Annotated in this window: 24 protein-coding genes; 22 read left to right on the top strand and 2 right to left on the bottom strand. The window is 62.4% G+C overall.

Features of this window, described 5'->3' with window-relative positions; all coding sequences use genetic code 11:
- Nucleotides 1-58 precede the first annotated feature (58 nt).
- Complete coding sequence (locus tag NKJ17_RS04415; protein ID WP_352504943.1) at nucleotides 59-829, top strand: sulfite exporter TauE/SafE family protein; 771 nt, start codon at nucleotides 59-61, stop codon at nucleotides 827-829.
- A gap of 40 nt (nucleotides 830-869) precedes the next feature.
- Here NKJ17_RS04415 and NKJ17_RS04420 read toward each other — a convergent pair whose 3' ends face one another.
- Nucleotides 870-1,421 (bottom strand): DUF2269 family protein, encoded by a 552-nt coding sequence (locus NKJ17_RS04420; protein WP_352476095.1) that lies wholly within the window; start codon nucleotides 1,419-1,421, stop codon nucleotides 870-872.
- A gap of 537 nt (nucleotides 1,422-1,958) precedes the next feature.
- On the opposite strand from NKJ17_RS04420, the gene rcdA reads away from it, so the two are divergent.
- The 18 genes from rcdA (at nucleotide 1,959) to ftsH (ending at nucleotide 16,911) form a co-directional block, all read left to right on the top strand.
- The gene (rcdA, locus tag NKJ17_RS04425; RefSeq protein WP_352504944.1) at nucleotides 1,959-2,486 is read left to right on the top strand and encodes a protease adaptor protein RcdA; all 528 of its coding nucleotides are present in this window, start codon (nucleotides 1,959-1,961) and stop codon (nucleotides 2,484-2,486) included.
- Nucleotides 2,487-2,662: 176 nt separating this feature from the next.
- A complete protein-coding gene (gene ruvC, locus NKJ17_RS04430; RefSeq protein ID WP_254816459.1) occupies nucleotides 2,663-3,175 on the top strand; it encodes a crossover junction endodeoxyribonuclease RuvC in 513 nt (170 codons plus the stop codon).
- Nucleotides 3,176-3,231: 56 nt separating this feature from the next.
- The gene (locus NKJ17_RS04435) at nucleotides 3,232-3,501 is read left to right on the top strand and encodes an AbrB/MazE/SpoVT family DNA-binding domain-containing protein (protein ID WP_352504945.1); all 270 of its coding nucleotides are present in this window, start codon (nucleotides 3,232-3,234) and stop codon (nucleotides 3,499-3,501) included.
- Entirely contained in the window at nucleotides 3,479-3,901 is a 423-nt protein-coding gene (locus tag NKJ17_RS04440) for a type II toxin-antitoxin system VapC family toxin (RefSeq protein WP_352504946.1), read from the top strand. Before NKJ17_RS04435 ends, NKJ17_RS04440 begins: the two co-directional genes overlap by 23 nt.
- A gap of 13 nt (nucleotides 3,902-3,914) precedes the next feature.
- Nucleotides 3,915-4,535 carry a Holliday junction branch migration protein RuvA gene (gene ruvA / locus NKJ17_RS04445; RefSeq protein ID WP_352504947.1) on the top strand — a complete coding sequence of 207 codons (621 nt, stop codon included), beginning with the start codon at nucleotides 3,915-3,917 and terminating at the stop codon, nucleotides 4,533-4,535.
- A 67-nt stretch (nucleotides 4,536-4,602) separates the two neighbouring features.
- Nucleotides 4,603-4,887: an AbrB/MazE/SpoVT family DNA-binding domain-containing protein gene (locus tag NKJ17_RS04450; protein WP_352476100.1), complete on the top strand. Its 285-nt coding sequence runs from the start codon at nucleotides 4,603-4,605 to the stop codon at nucleotides 4,885-4,887.
- Nucleotides 4,884-5,288: a type II toxin-antitoxin system VapC family toxin gene (locus NKJ17_RS04455; protein WP_352687200.1), complete on the top strand. Its 405-nt coding sequence runs from the start codon at nucleotides 4,884-4,886 to the stop codon at nucleotides 5,286-5,288. The genes NKJ17_RS04450 and NKJ17_RS04455 overlap by 4 nt, the downstream gene beginning before the upstream one ends.
- Nucleotides 5,285-6,325 (top strand): Holliday junction branch migration DNA helicase RuvB, encoded by a 1,041-nt coding sequence (gene ruvB / locus NKJ17_RS04460; protein WP_352504949.1) that lies wholly within the window; start codon nucleotides 5,285-5,287, stop codon nucleotides 6,323-6,325. Before NKJ17_RS04455 ends, ruvB begins: the two co-directional genes overlap by 4 nt.
- A 129-nt stretch (nucleotides 6,326-6,454) precedes the next feature.
- Nucleotides 6,455-6,925 (top strand): tol-pal system-associated acyl-CoA thioesterase, encoded by a 471-nt coding sequence (gene ybgC / locus NKJ17_RS04465; protein WP_352504950.1) that lies wholly within the window; start codon nucleotides 6,455-6,457, stop codon nucleotides 6,923-6,925.
- 295 nt (nucleotides 6,926-7,220) lie between these two features.
- Nucleotides 7,221-7,931 carry a protein TolQ gene (tolQ, locus tag NKJ17_RS04470; protein ID WP_352489260.1) on the top strand — a complete coding sequence of 237 codons (711 nt, stop codon included), beginning with the start codon at nucleotides 7,221-7,223 and terminating at the stop codon, nucleotides 7,929-7,931.
- Nucleotides 7,932-7,940: 9 nt separating this feature from the next.
- The gene (gene tolR / locus NKJ17_RS04475; protein ID WP_352504951.1) at nucleotides 7,941-8,399 is read left to right on the top strand and encodes a protein TolR; all 459 of its coding nucleotides are present in this window, start codon (nucleotides 7,941-7,943) and stop codon (nucleotides 8,397-8,399) included.
- Nucleotides 8,400-8,406: 7 nt separating this feature from the next.
- Entirely contained in the window at nucleotides 8,407-9,564 is a 1,158-nt protein-coding gene (gene tolA, locus NKJ17_RS04480; RefSeq protein WP_352687204.1) for a cell envelope integrity protein TolA, read from the top strand.
- A 78-nt stretch (nucleotides 9,565-9,642) separates the two neighbouring features.
- Nucleotides 9,643-10,914: a Tol-Pal system beta propeller repeat protein TolB gene (tolB, locus tag NKJ17_RS04485; RefSeq protein WP_502896067.1), complete on the top strand. Its 1,272-nt coding sequence runs from the start codon at nucleotides 9,643-9,645 to the stop codon at nucleotides 10,912-10,914.
- 96 nt (nucleotides 10,915-11,010) lie between these two features.
- The gene (locus tag NKJ17_RS04490) at nucleotides 11,011-11,367 is read left to right on the top strand and encodes a four helix bundle protein (RefSeq protein WP_352505151.1); all 357 of its coding nucleotides are present in this window, start codon (nucleotides 11,011-11,013) and stop codon (nucleotides 11,365-11,367) included.
- Nucleotides 11,368-11,596: 229 nt separating this feature from the next.
- On the top strand, nucleotides 11,597-12,103 hold the full coding sequence (gene pal, locus NKJ17_RS04495; protein WP_352504953.1) for a peptidoglycan-associated lipoprotein Pal: 507 nt from the start codon (nucleotides 11,597-11,599) through the stop codon (nucleotides 12,101-12,103).
- 188 nt (nucleotides 12,104-12,291) lie between these two features.
- Entirely contained in the window at nucleotides 12,292-13,392 is a 1,101-nt protein-coding gene (gene ybgF / locus NKJ17_RS04500) for a tol-pal system protein YbgF (RefSeq protein WP_352504954.1), read from the top strand.
- A 54-nt stretch (nucleotides 13,393-13,446) separates the two neighbouring features.
- The gene (gene tilS / locus NKJ17_RS04505; RefSeq protein WP_352504955.1) at nucleotides 13,447-14,880 is read left to right on the top strand and encodes a tRNA lysidine(34) synthetase TilS; all 1,434 of its coding nucleotides are present in this window, start codon (nucleotides 13,447-13,449) and stop codon (nucleotides 14,878-14,880) included.
- Between the two features lie 105 nt (nucleotides 14,881-14,985).
- Entirely contained in the window at nucleotides 14,986-16,911 is a 1,926-nt protein-coding gene (ftsH, locus tag NKJ17_RS04510; RefSeq protein WP_352504956.1) for an ATP-dependent zinc metalloprotease FtsH, read from the top strand.
- Between the two features lie 390 nt (nucleotides 16,912-17,301).
- Here ftsH and NKJ17_RS04515 read toward each other — a convergent pair whose 3' ends face one another.
- Nucleotides 17,302-18,288, bottom strand: a complete 987-nt coding sequence (locus tag NKJ17_RS04515; RefSeq protein ID WP_352504957.1) for a hypothetical protein — start codon at nucleotides 18,286-18,288, stop codon at nucleotides 17,302-17,304.
- A 534-nt stretch (nucleotides 18,289-18,822) separates the two neighbouring features.
- Between NKJ17_RS04515 and glmM the strand changes: the two genes are divergently transcribed.
- The 3 genes from glmM to NKJ17_RS04530 all read left to right on the top strand — a co-directional run bounded on the left by glmM (nucleotide 18,823) and on the right by NKJ17_RS04530 (nucleotide 22,219).
- The gene (glmM, locus tag NKJ17_RS04520; protein ID WP_292664754.1) at nucleotides 18,823-20,175 is read left to right on the top strand and encodes a phosphoglucosamine mutase; all 1,353 of its coding nucleotides are present in this window, start codon (nucleotides 18,823-18,825) and stop codon (nucleotides 20,173-20,175) included.
- Between the two features lie 221 nt (nucleotides 20,176-20,396).
- Nucleotides 20,397-21,236, top strand: coding sequence for an outer membrane protein (locus NKJ17_RS04525; RefSeq protein WP_352504958.1), 840 nt, complete (start codon nucleotides 20,397-20,399; stop codon nucleotides 21,234-21,236).
- 233 nt (nucleotides 21,237-21,469) lie between these two features.
- Complete coding sequence (locus NKJ17_RS04530; protein WP_352504959.1) at nucleotides 21,470-22,219, top strand: outer membrane protein; 750 nt, start codon at nucleotides 21,470-21,472, stop codon at nucleotides 22,217-22,219.
- The last annotated feature ends 53 nt before the right edge of the window (nucleotides 22,220-22,272 follow it).

Raw genomic sequence — 22,272 nt, forward strand, 5'->3', positions numbered from 1 at the left:
CGGTCTGGCCATTTCTGGTCTATTCCAGAGATCACTTCCCTCCAGCCTCCTTTCCCTCATGTCAGGCCTGCTCGTCGATCCCTGGTTCTATGCCGCGGCCATTCCGGCCGTCATCCTCGTCGGCCTGTCGAAAGGCGGCTTCGGCGGCGCCGTCGGCTTTGTCGGCGTGCCATTGATGGCGCTGACGATGCCGCCGGTTCAGGCTGCCGCTATCCTTCTGCCAATTCTGTGCCTGATGGACATTGTCTCGGTGTGGACATGGTGGGGCATCTTCGACCGCAAGATGCTGGCCGACATGATGCCGGGCGCCGTGATCGGCATTGCCCTTGGCTGGCTGACGGCGGCCTTGGTCACCGAAGAGATGGTAAGGCTGATCGTCGGCGCGGTTGCCCTGATCTTCGTGCTGCGCTGGCTCTATTTGCAACTCCGCCACGGTGCCGGCCACGCGGCGGAGCCCAACCGCGTCGCCGCCGGCCTCTGGGGTACCGTTGCCGGGTTCACCAGCTTCGTCGCCCATGTCGGCGGCCCGCCTTTTCAGGTCTATGCGCTGCCGATCAGGCTCGATCCGAAGGTGCTGTCGGGCACCGCGGCGATCTTCTTCGCCGTCACCAATGCGCTGAAGCTCATCCCCTATTTCGCGCTCGGCCAGTTCGACACCACCAATTTGACCGCGTCGGCGGTGCTGATGCCGCTGGCGCCGCTGTCGACAATCGCCGGCGCCTGGCTGGTGCGGCGGATGCGGCCGGAGTTGTTCTATCCCTTCACCTATGCGACCGTGGCGGTCGTCGCGGTTAAGCTTCTGTGGGACGGCATCGCCGGCCTCCTGTAAGACGGCGGCCCCAGTCGGCCGCCGTCGGATTCCTTAAACCTCAGGCGGCACTCGGCAGCAGCGGCCGCGTCCTGCCAAGCGCCAGGGCAACGCCGGTTGCTAGCACGAACGCCATGCAGCCCAGAATGGTGATGTCGTGCAGCGTCGGCTTCAGCACCATGTCTGCGATGATCACCAGCATCACCGAATAGTCGAAGCGCGCGGCATTGAGGACGCGCTGGCCCTGGGCAAGCACTGCCGGCGTCACGCCATCCTTGGCGATCATGCCTGCCATGCGGTCGGCAGTCGGCTTGAAGACGAACATGCCGATGCAGAAGGTCGTCGCATAACCGGCAAGGCCGATCAGCACCCACAGATCGGAAAAGCCGACCCAGAAGCCGCACATGATGAGGCCGAAGAGCAATGTCAGCATCGACATCGGCGCGAAGAACCGGTTGCCGAGCTCGCCGGTGGCGCGCATCGCCTGCAGCATGCCTTCGACGTTTCCGGCACGGTCGGCGCGTACCGCAAGCAGCATCAGCGTGAAGCCGCCGCCGACCCAGAGGATCGCCGAGACGATGTGCAGAAATTTAACGACCGAGTACCAATCCATTGTTCGCTCCTTGAGAGATTTTCATGATTGCCGGAGCGCAAGGTTTGCTCCGCCTCGTTGCGAGGAGCGCGGCGTTTAGCGCGTCGCCTGTTTCGGAACGATGTCGCGGGCAGTGCCGCTTTGTTTCGGTATGTCGGTCACGATCTGGAAGAACCATGGCGCAAGGCCGGTCAGCTGTGCTGTTACGGCACAGATGCCGGGCCCTTGATCGAAAAATATGCGCTGCGTTAAGGCTTCGTTAAGCTTTACAGGCGTTTACTATGTCCATCCAGTGATCTGGATTCTTACCGAGTGGTTGGAGCCACTTTGTTTGACGCCTCCCTGTTAAACTCCTGAGAGCCGCCTTATCCGCGGCTCTTTTTTTGTGCGCCGGCATGGGCGTCTAGCGGCTAAATGCGGCCGTTAACCGTTTGTTAAACATGTGCTTGCCTTCGCTGGCAGCGAAGCGCATTTTCAAGCTTCAGTCGTTTAGGCTGCCGGATGTGGCAGACCAAGAGCCGAATCGGCCGGCTGTGAGGCAAGTGCAGGGGCGTGGCAATGAACGAGCCTTCGAAGGCTGGCGCGAAAACCATCAAGCTGGCGGAGCGCCGGGTTTTCTCCCAATCCTTCAAGCCGCTCTATCAGGAAGGCATGGGCCTGGTCGAGCAGGCGGCCGAGTATCTCGACGGCAAGGGCCGCGCCGAGGCCAAGAAGCTGTCGAGGCCGGCGGCGACGCTTTATGCGGCCGAATCGATGCGGCTGACCACCAGGCTGATGCAGGTCGCCTCGTGGCTGCTTTTGCAACGGGCGGCGAATTCCGGCGAGATGACCCGCGATCAGGTGGCCTCAGAAAAATCCAAGGTGCGTCTCGACACCGCCTCGGCGCATGAGGAGGCGCCCGGCTGGGCCGAATTGCCGAACGATTTCACCGACCTCGTCAACCGCTCGCTGCGCCTGCAGGCGCTGGTGCGCCGCATGGACGAGGAGATCTATGGCGGCCTCACCGAGGTGCCGCCGTCGAGCCGTCGCCTCAATCCGGTGTCCGACCAGATCACGCTGCTCAACACGGCTTTCGCCCGCGGCTGAGGGACCGTTTGATAATTCTACTCCGACGGACACCTAAGGCCGCCTCGGTTCTCGAAAATCACGCCATCTGCCTCGTCAGAGCGAATCTCAAACAGCCTGCGCGACGTAGCCACCCCTCGTTTCTGGTTTGTTCACATTTCGCTGGCATCGCTGTCTACCAGGGGTAAAGTTGGCGGATGGGGGAAGCGATTCGCATCATCGGCATCGATCCGGGGCTGAGGCGCACCGGTTGGGGCATCGTCGAAAGCCTCGGTAATTCGCTGCGCTTCGTCGCTTCCGGCACGGTGCGGTCCGACGACAAGGCCGCCCTGGCGATGCGTCTTTGCCAATTGCATGATGGGCTCGCCGAGGTCCTGCATGCCGCGATGCCGCACGAGGCGGCGGTCGAGCAAACTTTCGTCAACAAGGACGCCGCAGCGACGCTCAAACTCGGCCAGGCACGCGGCATCGCCATGCTGGTGCCGGCGCGTGCCGGCCTTGTCGTTGCCGAATACGCGCCAAACGCCGTCAAGAAGGCGGTGATCGGAGTCGGCCATGGCGACAAGAAGCAGATCCACATGATGGTCAAGGTGCTGATGCCGAAGGCGACTTTCGACAGCGACGACGCCGCCGATGCGCTGGCCATCGCCATCTGTCACGCACACCACCGGCAGAGCATCGCCTACAGGCTGGCGGCGCTGGTCGGATAAGTTTGTTCTTGACTTGTTCTCAGGCCGGCAATAAGTAATACCGAGGAGGTATTACCATGCGCGTTACCACCAAGGGGCAAGTGACCATCCCGAAGGAGATCCGGGATCATCTGGGTATCGGCCCAGGTTCGGAGGTGGAGTTCGTTCCCACCGAGGACGGCGCTCGTGTTATGGCGGTCAACGAAAACATGTCGGAGGAGGAAGCCTCGCGCAGATTCAGCCAGATGCTCGGCCGTATGGCCGGTACGCTGGATTTGGGGGGCATGACGACGGACGAATATATGAAATGGCTGAGGGGCCCGCGTGAAGACCTCGACATTGATTGACACAAATGTCTTGGTCGACGTTTGGGGTCCTGCCGGACGGGAGAGAATGTGGTCTGCGTCGGCAATTACCGCATGCCGGCGCGACGGCGCGCTTGTCATCAACACAATCGTCTGGTCCGAGCTCGCGCCGCTGATTGCAACGGAGCAGGCCCTTCGCCAGGCAGCCGACATGCTCAAGATCGAGCGTGAATTCGTGCCGTGGGAAGCAGCCTTCCTTGCCGGTGTCATGCACTCGCGCTATCGCCGCGCCGGCGGCATTCGCGAACGAACCTTGCCGGATTTCTTTATCGGCGCCCATGCAGTTGTCGCCGGGCATCGCCTGCTGACGCGCGATGCTGCGCGCTATCGCAGCTACTTCCCGGACCTCGACATCATCTCTCCGGAAACCCACCCGGCATGATCGGCACGCTCAAATGATCGGCAAGCTAAAAGGCACGCTGGACGAGATCGACGAGGATTTCTGCATCGTCGACGTGCATGGCGTCGGCTACGTCGCCTATTGCTCGGCGCGTACGCTGGCGGCATTGCCGCAGCCGGGCGAGGCGGTGGTGCTGTTCATCGAGACCTATGTGCGCGAGGACATGCTGCGGCTCTATGGGTTCCAGTCGGTGCTGGAGCGCGAGTGGTTCCGGCTGTTGATGAACAATGTGCAAGGCGTCGGCGCTAAAGTGGCACTGGCCATCCTGTCGACGCTGGCGCCGGCCGATCTCGCCAATGCGATTGCGCTGCGCGATATCGCCATGGTCAGCCGTGCGCCCGGCGTCGGCAAGAAGGTCGCCGAGCGCATCGTCACCGAGTTGAAGAACAAGGCGCCGGCCTATGCAGGCACTGCCTCCGGCACCATCGGCCTGAAGCAGGAGCTCGGTGAGGGCGTTGCCTCGGCGCCGATCACCGACGCCGTCTCGGCGCTGGTCAATCTCGGCTATTCGCGCGACACCGCCGCCAATGCAGTCGCAGCGGCGCTGAAGGCGGCAGGTGAGGAGGCGGACGCATCGAAGCTGATCCGCTTCGGGCTGAAGGAGCTCGCACGGTGAGACGTTGCTGGAAAGTGAAATTCCAACTACTATGTGATCGGTAAGAATTTTCTCCAGGAGTAAGAATATGGGCGCATATGCCAGTCTGACCTCCAAGGGACAGCTCACGATTCCAAAGGACGTCCGCGACGCCTTGTCGCTCAAGACGGGCGATACGATCGCCTGGACGGTCATGGATGGTTACCTGATCGGAACGCCGCGCAACCTCGGATTTGCCGACCTCGCCGGATTCTTGGGAGATCCGCCTGGCGGTCCCGCTACGCTGGAGGAAATCGACGCCGCTGTGCGGGATGCAGTCGGCCGGCATGTTGTCGGGGATAGATCAAATGACGGACAAGAGGGTCCCGCTTGACGTCGATCGGCATCGATACCAACGTTCTGCTTCGCATGGTGCTCAATGATGATCCGGAGCAGCGGGCAAAGGCGCTTGCGTTCGGCAGCGGCCTTAGTGTGAAAATGCCCGGCTTCGTGAGTTTGATGGTGCTGGTCGAATTCAGCTGGTCGTTGGCTTCGCGCTACAGGCAGCCAAAGGAACAAGTATTGGCCGCAATCCAGAGGCTGCTCAAGATCAAGACGCTGGAGTTCGAAGACTTCGATGCCATCGTCATCGCGCTCGAGCGATCGAATTCAGTGCAGGTCGACTTTGCCGACGCGTTGATTGCGGAACACAATCGAAAATTAGGTTGCTCGCACACGGTCACCTTCGATCAGCGCGCTGCCAAGGCCATTCCCGGTATGGAACTGCTCGCATGAGCCTTTCGCCACGCCTAATTGCTCCCGACAGACGCGGCGAGGACGCCGAGCAGACCTTGCGGCCGCAGACGCTCGGCGACTTCGTCGGCCAGGCTGCGGTGCGGGCCAATCTCAAAGTCTTCATCGAGGCCGCCAAGGGCCGCAGCGAAGCGCTCGACCATGTGCTGTTCGTCGGCCCGCCCGGCCTCGGCAAGACGACGCTGGCGCAGATCATGGCGCGCGAGCTCGGCGTCAATTTCCGCTCGACCTCGGGTCCGGTCATCGCCAAGGCCGGCGATCTGGCGGCGTTGCTCACCAATCTCGAAGACCGCGACGTGCTGTTCATCGACGAGATCCACCGGCTCAACCCGGCGGTCGAGGAAATCCTCTATCCGGCGATGGAGGATTTCCAGCTCGACCTGATCATCGGCGAGGGGCCGGCGGCGCGCTCGGTCAAGATCGACCTGGCTCGCTTCACGCTAGTCGCCGCCACCACCCGGCTCGGCCTGTTGACCAACCCGCTGCGCGACCGTTTCGGCATTCCGGTCCGGCTCAATTTTTACTCGGTCGAGGAACTCGAGCAGATCGTGCGGCGCGGCGCCCGCATCCTTGCCATGCCGCTCGGCGACGACGGTGCCTTGGAGATCGCCCGGCGGGCGCGCGGCACGCCGCGCATCGCCGGGCGGCTGTTGCGCCGGGTGCGCGACTTCGCCAGCGTTGCCGGCGACGGTCATGTCGACCGCAAAGTCGCCGACGAGGCGCTGACGCGGCTGCAGGTCGACGGGCTCGGCCTCGACGCGCTCGACCGCCGTTATCTGTCGATGATCGCCCGGAATTTCGGCGGCGGGCCGGTCGGCATCGAGACCATCGCTGCCGGGCTTTCCGAGCCACGCGATGCCATCGAGGACATCATCGAACCCTTTCTGATCCAGCAAGGCTTCATCATGCGTACCCCGCGCGGCCGCGTGCTGGCGGCCAATGCCTGGCGGCATCTCGGCCTCGACGCGCCGAAGGACCTGGCGCAGCAGCAGATCAGCCTGTTCCAGGAAGAGCCCTAAGTTCCGCTACTTATGGCTTTGCTGCTGGCAGTTCCCCGGCCCAGCCCTCCAGGTCTTGATCATCGCCGGTCTATGCGCAAAACAGGTGGTGTCAAAACAGATGCTCGTCGGGACCAAAAGGACAGCGCAATGGACGATCATGGTGAATCGGCGTTGTCCGCCGGGCTTTCCGGAGCGCTGACGGAATTCGGCCATCGATTGATGGCGCGGGTCTATTATGCAGACACCGATTTTTCCGGCGTCGTCTACCACGCGCGCTATCTCGAATTCTTCGAGCGCGGCCGTTCCGACTATCTGCGGCTGGCCGGCGTCCACCACACCGAGCTTGCCGACGGCAGGCATGGCGAGAGAATAGTCTGGGTGGTGCGGCGCATGGAGATCGACTTCCGCGGTTCGGCCCGCATGGACGACATCCTGACCATCGATACGCGCACCGACGAGATTTCCGGCGCCCGCATCGTCATGGCGCAACAGTTGAAGCGCGGCAGCCAAGTGCTGGTCGAGGCGCGTGTCGAAGCGGCGATTGTCGGCGAGAACGGGCGGCCGCGGCGCTTTCCCAAGGACTGGATCGCAGCCTTCATGCCCAGAACGCGCAAATAAGGTCTCAGAGGCGGACGATCCGGAACTCCTGATCGAGGCGAGGATCGCCGGGCGGCTCGTCGGGGCGCGGCAATGCGCCGCGCTGTACGTCATAACCCATCCTTAACCATAACGGTCCATGAAGGGATTGGTTAAGATTGGGAGAATCCAAGCGCCTTCCTTTCACCAATATTTGCCCCGAAAAGGCCGCCAACGGTGCATTTGGGGTTATTCCGCAAGCTTAACGCGAACGGACCACAAGGGATGCCCATGGGCCAGCCGCCAGCCACGCCCGGAAAATCTTTAAGGACGTAACATGGAAAACATCGCTCTCGCCGACCCGGGCGCGCATTTATCGATTTGGGCCTTGTTCATGCAGGCCGGTTGGGTGGTCAAGCTGGTCATGATCGGCTTGCTCTGCGCCTCGATCTGGACCTGGGCGATCATCGTCGACAAGCTCGTCGCCTATGCCCGCATGCGGCTGGCGCTCAACCGCTTCGAGCAGGTGTTCTGGTCGGGACAATCGCTGGAAGAGCTTTACCGCACGCTCGCCGACCGCAAGACGACCGGCATGAGCGCGATCTTCGTCGCCGCCATGCGCGAATGGAAGAAAAGCTTCGAGAAGGGCGCGAAATCGCCGCTCGGCCTGCAGACCCGCATCGACAAGGCGATGGATCTGGCGTTGACCCGCGAAATGGAAAAGCTGGAAGGGCGGCTCGGGTTTCTCGCCACCACCGGCTCGGCGGCGCCCTTCATCGGCCTGTTCGGCACCGTGATCGGCATCATGACCTCGTTCCAGGCGATCGCCGCCTCGAAGAACACCAGCCTGTCGGTGGTCGCGCCCGGCATCGCCGAAGCGCTGCTGGCGACAGCCATCGGCCTGCTCGCCGCCATCCCGGCCGTCATCGCCTACAACAAGCTGTCGTCGGACGCGAGCAAGATCGCGGTGCGCATGGAAGGGTTTGCGGATGAGTTCTCCGCCATACTCTCGCGCCAAATCGATGAAAAAGTCGCGCAGAAGGCCTGAGGAACGATCATGGGAATGTCCGTAAGCGCAGGTGGCGGAGGACGCGGCGGGCGCGGCCACAGGCGGCGCGGCCGCCATCACGCCTTGATATCGGAGATCAACGTCACGCCGATGGTCGACGTGATGCTGGTGCTGCTGATCATCTTCATGGTCGCAGCACCCTTGCTGACGGTCGGCGTGCCGATCGACCTGCCGGATACGCAGGCCAAGGCGATGAACGCCGATACGCAGCCTATAACCGTGTCCATCAACCCGGCCGGTCAGATTTACCTCCAGGAAACCGAGATCCCTGTCGAGGAGCTGGTGGCGAAGCTGCAGGCGATCTCGAAGACGGGCTATGACGAGCGCATTTTCATCAGGGGTGACAAGGCGACGGATTACGGCACGGCCATGAAGGTGATGGCCCGCATCTCGGCTGCCGGCTACAAGAATATCGGCCTGGTTTCACTGCAGGAACAGGATCAGTAGACGCAAGATGAGGACCGGCCTCACCACATCGGTGATCTTGCATACGGTGGCGATTGCCTTCGGGCTGTTCACCTTGTCCTCGCCGCCCGCGATGCCTGCGTCCGATGCGGAATCGGTGTCGGTCGAGATCGTGCCGATGGAAGCGACGGCACAGGTCCTGCAAGGCGACAAGAAGTCTGTGATGCATGACAAGCCGGCGCCGCTGCCGACACAGCGTCCCGACATCGTTCCCGATGCCCAGAAAGTCGGCGATAACAGCGTCGATACCGACAAGCCGCCGACACCTGAGCCCAAGCCCCAGCCAGTCGACATGACGGCGGCTCCGCCACCCGCGCCGACGCCGGTCGAAAAGCCCAAACCCGAGGACGTGCCGAAGCCGAAGGAAGAGCCGAAGCCTATTCCCGCTACGGAGGTCGCGCCGGTGCCGCAGCCGAAGGAAGAGGTCAAGCCCGAGCCGGTCAAGCAGACCGAGCCCAAGCCGACGCCGGCCACGGAGCCGACGCCCACGCCACCGCAGGACAAGACCGCCGCGATCGATCCGCAGCCCGAGGTCAAGCCGGATGCCGTCGCCGAGGCGATTGCCAAGCAACCGCCGACCGAGGAGGCGCAGCTTCCGGACTCGGCGCCAGCACCCGAGGCTCGGCCGAAGCCGCAGCCGGCCCAGGCCGAAAGCGCCAAGGCGCCCGAGCGCAAGGATGCCGACAAGCCGGTCAAGGAAGCCTCGTCCAGGCCGAAATCTGAAGACAAGCAGTTCAACGCCGACGAGATTTCGGCTCTGCTCGACAAGCGGAAGCCGTCCGGCGGCGGCGCCAAGCGCTCGACCCAGCAAGCATCGCTCGGCGGCGACAAGGATCAGGGCCAGAAGCTTTCGAAATCGGAGCAGGGGGCATTGGAGGCCCAGCTTAGTAATTGCTGGACCCTGCCGGTAGGGCTCGAGGGTTCGGAGAATTTCGTGGCTGTGATCCAGTTCAACCTGGACGCCTCCGGCAAGCTGGATGGCCGGCCTACTGTCGAAAAATCGAGCGGAAACCGCCCGTTTGACGAAAGTGCAGTGCGCGCGGTTCAGAAATGCGACATGGCCGGCCTGCAGGTTCCGGCGGGCAAGCAAGACATCTGGTCCGACGTTCGGGTCACTTTTGACCCTAGGGAGATGCTCGGCCTTTAGGCCCGGCGCTCACAGAATCAGCGAAAGAAGCGAGAAGACATGAAATCCATCCTCAAGCCGCTCCTGACGATCGCAGCGATGGCGCTGGGTATGACCGTTGCCGTCACCCTGCCGGCGCGGGCGCTCGTTGAGCTCAACGTCAATAAGGGCAATGTCGAGCCGTTGCCGATCGCCATCACGGACTTCCAGGGCGGCGATGCGCTCGGCGCCGAGATTTCCGGCATCGTCAGTGCCGACCTGAAACGCTCCGGCCTGTTCGCGCCGATCGACAAAAGCGCTTTCATTGAAAAGATCTCGAGCCCGGATGCCACGCCGCGCTTCGAAGACTGGAAGGTGATCAATGCGCAGGCGCTGGTCACCGGCAGTGTCGGCAAGGAGGCTGACGGCCGCATTCGCGCCCAGTACCGGTTGTGGGACACGTTTGCCGGCCAGCAGATGTCGGGCGAGCAGTTCTTCGCCAACGACGCCAATACCAGGCGCGTCGCCCATATCATCGCCGATGCGATCTACGAGCGGCTGACCGGCGAGAAGGGCTATTTCGACACGCGCGTTGTCTTCATCGACGAGTCCGGTGCCAAGAATGCGCGCAAGAAGCGGCTTGCCATCATGGACCAGGACGGGGCCAACGTCCGCTATCTCTCGAACGGCAAATCGATCGTGCTGACGCCGCGCTTCTCGCCGAACCGGCAGGAAATCACCTACATGTCCTATGAAAGCGGTCAGCCGCGGGTGTACCTGCTGCAGATCGAGACGGGGCAGCGCGAGCTGGTCGGCAATTTCCCCGGCATGACGTTTGCGCCGCGCTTTTCGCCCGACGGCCAGAAGGTGATCATGAGCCTGCTGCGCGATGACGGCAATTCCAACATCTTCGCCATGGACCTGAGAAGCCGCTCGACGACCAGGCTTACCAACTCGACCGCCATCGACACCTCACCGTCCTACTCGCCTGACGGCAGCAAGGTGGTGTTCACCTCGGATCGCGGCGGCCGCGCGCAGATCTATGTGATGGGCGCCGACGGCTCGGGCCAGACCCGCATCTCGTTCGGCGACGGCGTCTATTCGACGCCGGTATGGTCGCCGCGCGGCGATCTCATCGCCTTCACCAAGCAGACCGGCGGCGAATTCCAGATCGGCGTCATGCGCACCGACGGTTCGGGTGAGCGCATCCTGTCTACCGGCTTTCAGCAGGAAGGGCCGACCTGGGCACCCAACGGCCGGGTGCTGATGTTCTTCCGTGATTCCAATGGCGGACCAAAACTTGTTTCGGTCGATCTCACCGGCCGCAACGAACAGCCGATCCCGACGGCGAACTTCGCCTCGGATCCGGCCTGGTCGCCGCTGCTGGAATAGGCGGGAAGAGGAATTGAGGAATTGAAGAACTGACGAACTGACGAGTTGAAGAACTGAAGAGTTGAAGAACTGAAGAATGGAGAAGGCAGAGGTCACATCGAGCACGCGAGGGATTTAGAAGTCTATAAGCGTGCCTATGCGGTTTCCCTTGGGGTACACAGAGCCACGCTTGCCTTTCCGAAAATGGAGCAATACGCGCTCGCCGATCAACTACGTCGTTCCAGCAAGGCGATCTGCGCCAATTTGGCCGAAGGCTTTGCCAAACAGACCCACTCCAAGCCCGAATTCGCACGGTTCACTTCGATGGCCATAGGATCGTGCAGTGAAGTGGAGACCTGGATTTCGTATGCGTTCGACCTCGAGTACATCACACAGGCGCAACGCGACGATTGGTTGCAATCCTATGCCCGCGTCTATGGAATGCTGGTCAATCTCAGAGAGAAGCTGAGGTGATCTCTTCCTCAATTCCTCAATTCCTCAACTCCTCAATTCCCTCTTTTCATGTTTTGGCCGCATTTCCGCCTACGGTCCGCGCTCATTGTCGCCCTTGAGTAGCCCTCGGCAGAACGGTTGCGGACGGCAGCCGAAACCAAATTTTAACCGTGTTTCTTGAGCGTCGGTTAACCCAAACGTGGTTACTGGACGATCAATGAAATCACTCGAATTGCGAAGGAGAGGCGGCATGGGCCGTATCGCAGCACTTACCACAAACCCGGTCATGATCGCGCTCGTCGCGATGCTCGCGATCACCGGTTGCGCCTCGAAGAAGACGCCGAACAGCGCCGCCGATCTCGGCCTCAACGGCGCCGGCGCGGCAACGCCCGGGTCGGCCCAGGACTTTACCGTCAATATCGGCGACCGCATCTTCTTCGATACCGATTCTTCCTCGATCCGCGCCGATGCGCAGACGACGCTGTCGCGCCAGGCGCAGTGGCTGAACCAGTACAAGCAGTATGCCATCGTCATCGAAGGCCATGCCGACGAGCGCGGCACGCGCGAATACAATCTGGCGCTCGGCGCCCGCCGTGCTGCCGCCACCCGCGACTTCCTGGTCGCCAAGGGTGTTTCGGCGCAGCGCCTGAAGACCATTTCCTACGGCAAGGAGCGTCCGGTCGCGGTTTGCGACGACATCTCCTGCTGGTCGCAGAACCGCCGCGCCGTGACCACCCTGAGCGGCGCCGGCTCCTGATCGGCAAAAATGCAACACTTAGTGCGAAAGGCGGCCGCAGGGCCGCCTTTTTCGTATCTGCTCGCTCCAAACAAAATTTGGCCGAAGTCTCACGTCCTGTTAAGAGCCGAGAGCGTCTGGCCAGTCCCCAGTTGGCTGGTCTACTTCGAGTGAGAGGCGCGCAACAATGGTTTCACGGCGAGAGGCACATGCATTTCAGATCGGTCTTGAGCGGCACGCTTGCGCTGCTGCTCGTATCAAGTATCGCGGCACTTGCTGACGGTATCGGGGCAAACGCCACCGAGCAGTCATCGGAAAGCGGTTTTTCCTTCCATTTGCCGACGATCAAACTGCCCGCCATTTTCGGCGAAAGGAAAAAGCCGGATCAGGTTCAATTCGCACAACAGGATGGCACCGGCACTCCGGCGCTGGAGGAACAGCTCCGGCAGATGAACGGCAAGATCGAGGAACTCAATTTCCAGGTTCTGCAGATGCAGGAGCAGATCCGCAAGCAGCAGGAAGACAACGAATTCCGTTTCCAGCAGTTGGAAGGCGGTCCGCAAGGCGCGCAGCAGCCGGCCGGACAGAAGAAGTCCGAGGCCGCGCCCAGCAGCGACGGTAACGTGGCGGAGGTCCCGGCAACGCAGGCTCCGGCCGACGCGGGCAAGGCAGCAGACGGCGGCAAAAGCGTCGAAGACGTCATCATCGAATCGCCCAACGGCGATCCCGGCAAGCTGATCCCCGGCGCGCCGCCTAAGACGTTCGGCACCATCACCGTCGACAAAAACGGCAATGTCGTCGAAGCCGATGGCAATGCGCAGGCGAACGCGCCGTCGCAGAATACGGCCCCAGCCAACGGCGCCAGCGCGGCCGGCAACAAGGCCGGTAAATCCGACGACACGGTGGTCGCGGCACTCCCATCGACCAACGACCCGGAGGAGCTTTACCGCAACTCTTACCAGTTCATCCTGTCGGGCGACTACAGCACCGCCGAACAGGGTTTCCGCGATCACATCGCCCGTTTTCCCCGGGACGCCAAAGCGGCGGATGCGCATTACTGGCTTGGTGAATCGCTGCTCGGCCAGCAGAAATACCGCGATGCGGCCGAGATTTTCCTCGCTGCCAGCAAGGACTATCCCAAGGCCAAGAAGGCGCCCGACATGCTGCTGAAGCTCGGCGTTTCACTGGTCGGGCTGAAGCAGCGCGACGTGGCCTGTGCCACTTTCAGCGAGATCGGCAAGCGCTACCCTGATATTTCCGGCGCGCTCAAGGAGCGGGTCAAGCAGGAAAGGGCACTCGCGGCGTGCTAGTTTTTCCGTTGCGTGTCGCTGCCGCAAAACCGGGCCCACGCTTGGGCGACATGCATGACGCTCGACACCGGGCCTGACCTTTCGGATTTTTCGCGGATCGACTTTTCCAACGGCGCTGTTGCGGCCGTGTCCGGCGGCAGCGACTCGACCGCCCTCCTCCTCCTCCTCAAAGCCCATCTCGACCGTAACGCCCCGGCAACGAAATTGCTGGCGGTGACGATCGATCACCAATTGCGGCCGCAAGCGGCAGCGGAAGCGCAAGCCGTGGCCAGGCTGTGCGCGGCGCGCGGCATTGCCCATCGCATCCTCGCCTGGTCGGGGCACAAACCATCGACCGGCCTGCCCGCCGCCGCGCGCGAAGCCCGATACCGGCTGCTCGCCGAGGCCGCCGACGCGGAAGACATCGGCCTGATCCTGACCGGCCACACCGCCGACGACCAGGCCGAGACGGTGCTGATGCGGCAAGCACGTGACGACGGGCCAGGTGAGGAGAGGCCGCGCGACGAAGGGCGGGGCCTTGCCGGCATGGCGCCGGCAACCCTCTACGAGTGGCGGCACTGGATCGTGCGGCCACTGCTCGGCGTAAGGCGTGGGGCACTGCGCGAATTCCTGCGGCGTGAACAGGTTGCCTGGATCGAAGATCCGACCAATGCCGACACCGCTTTCGAGCGGCCGCGCGTCCGCGCAGCACTTGCCGAACGCGATAGTGCGCCTCGCGTGGCCGAAGCGATAGCGTTGGCCAGAAAGGTGGCGGCCGAGCGTGAGCAATTGGGACGCCGCGCGGCCATGCTGATCCGCAGCTTGGCCTCCAGGCCAGCCGCCGGCCTCGTCCGCCTCGACCGGGATTTTGCGACTGAAAGCGACAGCGGGGCGGCTATTTATGCGCTGCGCATTCTGCTGGCGGCGACCGGCGGCACAGCCTTCCTTCCCGACCAGGCCCGCAGCGGAGCCCTTTTCGGCCGGCTCCGCACCGGGGCGCTTTGTGCCACATTGTCGCGGACCGTGATCGATGCCCGGCGTACCGGTATCTTTTTGCATCGCGAATTGCGCGATCTGCCGCCCGCTGTCGAGGTTTCCGACAATGCCCTTTGGGACGGCCGCAGACGGATCACATTGGGCGACAGTTCAAGTGCATTGTTGATCGCGCCGCTGTTGGTAGCCCCGCTCGGGGCGGCTCTTGCCGCAAAGCGGGCAATTGCCGGGCATGGCACGCCGGCAAGCCTTGTACGCGCAGCCCTGGCCGCCGAGCCGGCGTTATGGCGGGATGGCGAATGCCTTGGTCTGCCTGGGGAAGGCCCGGGTTTGCCCGGGGAAAGCCCGATGCCGGCGGCTGTCGCCGCATATCCGGCAGTCGCGCCCTTCGCCCGTTTCCTGCCGTCCTTCGATCTGGCGCCGGCCGATGCCGTCGCCGCCTTGCTTGGCGCGGCGCCGGTTCCAGCCTCGCCATTCGGCGGCCACAGTGCCGGCCTACCACGGGCGAAAGCTTAACCGAGACCTGCTGTTATGCTTGGCAAGGGGAGACGCTCTCCCTATGTTAGGGCCAAGTTTCCTCTCACGACGCGTGTCCGCCCAGCGGCGCCAACGGGACAATTGATGAATCCGAATTATCGCAACCTCGCGCTCTGGGCGATCATAGCGGTCCTGCTCATCGCTCTCTTCAATCTTTTCCAGACGCCGCAGACGCGTGGGGCCTCGAGCGATGTCCCCTATTCGCAGTTCCTGCAGGAAGTCGGGGCGGGACGGATCAAGTCGGTGACCATCGCCGGCGCCCGTATCTCCGGCAATTACACGGACAGCTCCAACGGCTTCCAGACCTATTCGCCTGGGGACCCATCACTGGTTTCGCGTCTGCAGGACAAGAACGTCACCATCAATGCGCGTCCTGAATCCGACGGCTCCAATTCGCTGTTCGGCACCCTGATCTCCTGGCTGCCGATGATCCTCATCCTCGGCGTCTGGATATTCTTCATGCGCCAGATGCAGTCCGGTTCCGGCCGTGCCATGGGCTTCGGCAAGTCGAAGGCCAAGCTTTTGACCGAAGCGCATGGCCGCGTCACCTTTCAGGACGTCGCCGGCGTGGACGAAGCCAAGCAGGATCTGGAAGAGATCGTCGAGTTCCTGCGCGACCCGCAGAAATTCCAGCGGCTCGGCGGCAAGATCCCGCGCGGCGTGCTGCTCGTCGGTCCTCCCGGAACCGGCAAGACGCTGCTCGCCCGCTCGGTCGCCGGTGAAGCCAACGTGCCGTTCTTCACCATTTCGGGCTCGGACTTTGTCGAGATGTTCGTCGGCGTCGGCGCAAGCCGCGTCCGCGACATGTTCGACCAGGCCAAGAAGAATGCGCCTTGCATCATCTTCATCGACGAAATCGACGCGGTCGGCCGCCATCGCGGTGCCGGCCTCGGCGGCGGCAATGACGAACGCGAGCAGACGCTGAACCAGCTGCTGGTCGAGATGGATGGCTTCGAATCCAACGAAAGCATCATCCTGATCGCCGCCACCAACCGGCCCGACGTGCTCGATCCGGCGCTGCTCAGGCCGGGCCGCTTCGATCGCCAGGTGGTGGTGCCGAACCCCGACATCGTCGGCCGCGAGAAGATCCTGAAGGTGCATGTGCGCAACGTGCCGCTGGCGCCCAATGTCGACCTCAAGGTGATCGCGCGCGGCACGCCGGGCTTTTCCGGCGCCGACCTGATGAACCTGGTCAACGAGTCCGCCCTGATGGCGGCGCGGCGCAACAAGCGCCTCGTCACCATGGCCGAATTCGAGGACGCCAAGGACAAGATCATGATGGGCGCCGAGCGCCGCTCGTCGGCGATGACGCAGGCCGAGAAGGAGCTGACCGCCTATCACGAGGCCGGCCACGCCATCCTGGCGCTCAACGTGCCGTCGGCCGATCCGTTGCACAAGGCGACCATCATTCCGCGCGGCCGGGCACTCGGCATGGTCATGCAGCTGCCGGAAGGCGACCGCTATTCGATGAGCTACAAATACATGATCTCGCGCCTCGCCATCATGATGGGCGGCCGTGTCGCCGAGGAGTTCAAGTTCGGCAAGGAGAACATCACCTCGGGCGCCTCCTCCGATATCGAGCAGGCGACCAAGCTGGCGCGCGCCATGGTGACGCGCTGGGGCTTCTCCGACAAGCTCGGCCATGTCGCCTACGGCGACAACCAGGAGGAGGTGTTCCTCGGCCATTCGGTGGCGCGCACGCAGAACATCTCGGAAGAGACGGCGCAGATCATCGACGCCGAAGTGCGCCGGCTGATCGACGAGGCCTATTCGACGGCAAGGTCAATCCTGACTAAGAAAAAGAAGGAATGGATCGCGCTGGCGCAAGGCCTGCTCGAATACGAGACGCTGTCGGGCGAGGAGATCAAGCAGCTGATCGCCGGCAATAAGCCCGCACGCGACCTCGGCGACGACACGCCGCCGAGCCGTGGCTCGGCCGTACCAAAGTCCGGCCGCCGCAAGAAGGGTCCCGAGCCCGAAGGTGGCATGGAACCCCAGCCGTCAAGCTAGGCCCCGGCCCAGGACAGATCGACTTCGAAACGCCGCGGGCTCCAACCGCGGCGTTTCCTTTTGATGTTCGCGAGGCGCAAAAGCTGCCGGTCTCCCTACTTGTGGGCAGGGCTATCGCAGGTGGAAAGCCGAGGCTTTCGCCCTACGATGAGGGAGACTTGGCGCCGACCCTGGGCAAATTGCCTGCCGTTCGGCGCAAGGGCTCAACGGCGCCGACGACCCGCCCTCCGAGGCGGGTTTTTGCTTCCGGCGGCGGACAGAGGGAGCGAAGGAACGCGACCTGACAGTTGGTCCGACCTCGGAAGGCCCTCTCACTTGTTCGGCAATAACAAAAAAGCCCGCGAACCTTGCGGCTCGCGGGTTCCTATCGTCGGATGATGATGGCGCCGGTCAGCTCTTCAGCTTGGCGTTGCAGAGGCTGTAGAAGCCGCCGCCCTTCTGGATCCACCTGAGGCCGCCCAGCGTGTTGGCGTCCTTGTTCGCGTAATAGAGGTCGAGGCAGGTGTGCATGCGGCCCTTGGCCGGGGTCTCGGTTGCATACTTCTTGGAGATCGCCGTCGGGAATTTCACGCCCTGGGGGGCGGTGATGGTCGGCGGCTGCGGATCGCCGGTATACTTGGCATCGGGAGCCGGCAGGGTGTCGTCGTCGGCTGCGCCGGCGCCGCATTGGCTCTTGCGGAAGTCGTTCCACTTCATGCCGTTCAGCGTGTTGCCGGCCTTGGCAGCCTGATATTTGGCGCTGCAATCCGCCATACTGAGGCCTTTGCCGGAATCGGTCGCGGCGGCTGTCGCCGCCTCGGCAGGTGCCGCGGCAGGCTGTGCCGCTGCAGTTGCGCCGGCGGCGCATTCACTCTTGCGGAAGTCGTTCCATTTCATGCCGTTGAGCGTGCCGGCAGCCTTGGCGGCCTGGTATTTGGTGCTGCATTCCTTGGCCGTCAGGCCCGGCGCAGCGTCGTCGGCGGCTGCCGCAGCCTTGGTCGTGGCGGCGGGTTGTGCGGCTGCCGTCGCGTCGGCGGCGCACTGTGTCTTGCGGAAATCGTTCCACTTCATGCCGTTCAGCGTGCCGGCGGCTTTTGCCGCCTGGTACTTGGTGCTGCACTCCTTCGCCGTCAGGCCCGGGGCCGCATCGTCGCCGGCGGCTGCCTTGGTGGTGTCAGTGGCCTTGGCCGGGGCGGTGTCGGTCGTAGCGGCGGTGGCATCGGTGCCGCATTGCGCCTTGCGGAACTGGTTCCAGTTCTGCCCGCCAAGCGTTCCCGCATCCTTCGCCGCGTTATACTTGGTGCTGCACTCGGCCATGGTCAGCGCATTGGCAGGCGCCGCCAGGAACAAGGTCGCGACGGCAAGACCCGTCAAAGTGGCAAGTCGGTGGATGAGCATGCGTTTTCTCCCTGTGGCAGTTCATGATATGTCCCAGTGCAGCAATAGCGCTCAACGGCTGGTTGCGCCAGATGCTAAGTAGCGTAGAGACAAATTTAGAGGTGCATTCTTTTCTTTAAGGTGATGAATTCGTTGCCGGGACCGTCTCCCAGCCAAATTCGTCCGGGTGCATTGCACGGAGAGCGCGCATATGGCTGGTTCCCAGCGAGGCCACTGCGTCACATGACGGACAGTCAAATCGGCGGGTGCGGAGGACCTGAGCCTACCGCTGTCTGGAGCCGCACGATGCGGACTCGGGTTCAAGGCCACACTGCCACAGACCAAAGGATCCAGATGAGTTTGAGTTGACGTTTCTGATGCTGCTGCCGCAACAAGGGCTCGGAACTTGAAAATCAACACACTAGCGTGACGCAAAACACACAAAACAACAATTTTCTAAGGATTGGTCGTCCATAATCATACAATGTGATGACGGGGCTTGGGCCATTTTATGGCATGAGATGCTCGGAAAGAACCATCGGGAAGCTGGCGAACATGGCAGGACATTATTTCGGTACGGACGGCATTCGTGGGCGAGCCAACAAGTTTCCAATGACGGCGGAGGTCGCCATGCGGGTCGGCATGGCCGCCGGCCTCTCGTTCCAGCGCGGCAGCCACCGCCACCGCGTCGTGCTCGGCAAGGATACCAGGCTTTCCGGCTACATGATCGAGAACGCGATGGTATCCGGCCTGTGCGCCGCCGGCATGGATGTCTTCCTGCTCGGCCCTATCCCGACGCCCGCTGTTGCCATGCTGGTGCGCTCGCTGCGCGCCGATATCGGGGTGATGATTTCTGCCTCGCACAACCCCTATTACGACAACGGCATCAAGCTGTTCGGCCCCGATGGCTACAAGCTGTCCGATGAGATCGAGGAGCGTATCGAGGGGATGCTCGACAAGGATATCGAATTGGCGCTCGCTGATTCCGATGGGCTCGGCCGCGCCAAACGCGTGGACGGCGTGCATGACCGCTATATCGAATTCGCCAAGCGCACGCTGCCGCGCTCGATGTCGCTGTCGGGCCTGCGCATCGTCGTCGATTGTGCCAATGGCGCCGCCTACAAGGTGGCGCCCGACGCGCTATGGGAACTCGGCGCCGAGGTCGTTGCCATCAATGTCGAGCCCAACGGCTTCAACATCAACAAGGAATGCGGCTCGACTCATCCAGCCGGCTTGCAAAAGAAGGTGCACGAAGTGCGCGCCGATATCGGCATTGCGCTCGACGGCGATGCCGACCGCGTCGTCATCGTCGACGAGAACGGCGCGATCGTCGATGGCGACCAGATCATGGCGCTGATTGCCGAGTCCTGGCACCAGAGCGGGCGGCTGGCCGGCGGCGGTGTCGTCTCGACGGTAATGTCCAATCTCGGCCTCGAACGCTTCCTCGGCGACATGAACCTGCAGTTGCATCGCACCAAGGTCGGCGACCGCTATGTCGTCGAGCACATGCGTGCCCATGGGCTCAATGTCGGCGGCGAACAGTCGGGTCACATCGTGCTGTCCGACTTTTCGACCACCGGCGACGGCCTTGTCTCGGCGCTGCAGGTGCTCGCCTGCATCAAGCGGCAGAACCGGCCGGTGAGCGAACTGTCGAAGAAGTTCGAGCCGGTGCCGCAGCTGTTGAAGAATGTGCATATTTCCGGCGGCAAGCCGCTCGAGGAGGCGCCGGTCAAGGCAGCGATCGAAGATGCGCGCAATCGCCTCGGCAAGGCCGGGCGCCTGGTCATCCGGCCATCCGGCACGGAGCCGCTCATCCGCGTCATGGCGGAAGGCGACGACCCACAACTTGTCGAGTCCGTCGTCAACGACATCGTCGAGGTCATTTCGGAAACGCGCAGCGCCGCCTGATCTCCCTCCAACATCGGTTCAAAGCCCGCCTTGCCGGCGGGCTTTTTATTGAGTCGCCAATTCCGCCTGCAGCAACGGCCGCCAGATTGCTCGACTTTTGGAGATTCGTGGTTAATCAATACGGTTAAACGCCTTTTAACCTTTCCGATTCATTATCCACAACTGAGGTCAATCACGTTTCGGGCGCGTTCGCCGTTCGAGGGTTCTCAGGAGTGATAAGCATGTTCAACACAGCAAGAATGGCCCTCCTGGCCGCGCTGTTTGCCGGCGCCGGGCCGGCATTCGCCGCCGATTTCGTCGAGCCGCCCGTAGTCGAGGAGGCGCCACCACCGGTTGCCTACGAGCAGCCGGCCGAATTCGGCGGCTGGTATATCCGTGGCGACATCGACTATCACTGGTCGAAGTTTCGTGGCGGCGACTACATCACCTACGGTGTAGCGCCCCAGAATCCCGGCAAGTTCGATACAGGCAAGCTGGACGGCGCCTTCTCGGCCGGCGGCGGTGTTGGTTACCAGATCGACGAGCATTTCCGCACCGATCTCACCTTGGACTGGATGAGCAAGTCCAAATTCCGCGGCTCGACCAACGGCTTCTGCGGCCCGCAGCAAACGCCTTGCACGTCCGTCGATACCTCGTCCTATTCGGCGCTGCTGCTCTTGGCCAACGCCTATGTCGACATCGGCACCTGGCATGGGATCACGCCTTATGTCGGCGCCGGCATCGGCGGTGCCTGGGTCAAGTGGGATGAACTGCACAACGTGGACAGCGACGGTTCATTTGATCATAGCGGTGGCAAGGGCTGGCGTTTTGCCTATGCTGCCATGGCGGGCGCATCCTACTGCCTGACCGATCGCGTCAAACTCGATGTCGGCTACCGCTTCAGCCACATCAATGGCGGTAAGATGTTCGACTATGCCTCCCTCCCCAATGTCGGCCCAGGCTATGACAAAGGCATCAACGTGCACGAAGTGCGTGGCGGCCTGCGCTACCAGTTCGGCAGGTCGGACTGCGCGCCGCCGGAGCCCTACGTTCCAGAACCCGAGCCCGTCTACACCAAGTAGTTGTTTCTGAAATCCAGGAATTCGTCGACCGCCCGGCTGATGCCGGGCGGTTTCGTTTTGGCTGCCTAAGATGCTGCGGCGCTCGGGAACACCGCCCAACTTGAGAAGCGAAAGCGGATCAAATCAATTGCTAACGCCTTGTTATCCTTAACCCGCACTTAACCCCTATGGTTAACAATGCTGTCTGAAACGGCGCGCGATTGCGAATGCGCCAAGTTCGGGAGCCGAGGACCATGACATCCAAATCGCCTGTAGCACTGGCGCTAGCAGCAGTCGTCGTGTTGCCGCTGACGCCGGCGCTTGGTGCCGATTACGAACCGCCGGTCTATGTCGACCAGGCGCCCGATTATGTACCGGTCGAGGTTGGCTCGGGATGGTATCTGCGCGGCGATGTCTCCTATCTGGTGCAGAAGAGCTTCAGGGATGAGGATTTCGCCTTCACGCCCGCGAGCTTCGACGAAAAGGAAGATCCCATCTTCGCCAGCATTGGCTTCGGCTACCATTTCAACGACTATTTGCGCGCCGATCTCAATGCCGGCTATCTGCCCGGCAACAAGATCGAGGTCGGCTATAACAACGGAACGACCGTGGCATCGGCGACCCTGAAGAACTATGCCTTCTCAGGCATACTCAATGGCTATGTCGACCTTGGCACCTATGTCGGAATCACGCCTTATCTCGGCGCTGGTGTCGGTATCCTCCAGAGCAAGCGCCGCCTGTCGGCGAGCTACTTCACCGCCAACGCCGACCCCACCGACGATTTCGTCCTGCGTGACAACAAGACCCAATACTCCTTCGCCTACACGCTGAATGCCGGCCTTGCCTACCAAGTGTCCAAGAATGTCTCAGTCGATGTGGGGTATCAGTATTTCTCCGCACCCGACGCCGAATATGTGACGGCCGAAAGCCTGACTTCTTATCCGATCCGCAAAGGGATCAATAATCACCAGGTCAAAGTCGGACTGCGATACGACCTCTGGTAGGCTCGATCGAAGCTGAGGCGTGAACAATGGCGGGTCTTTGGCCCGCCGTTTGC

The sequence above is a fragment of the Mesorhizobium sp. M0208 genome (assembly GCF_040322015.1).
Taxonomy (GTDB): Bacteria; Pseudomonadota; Alphaproteobacteria; order Rhizobiales; family Rhizobiaceae; genus Mesorhizobium.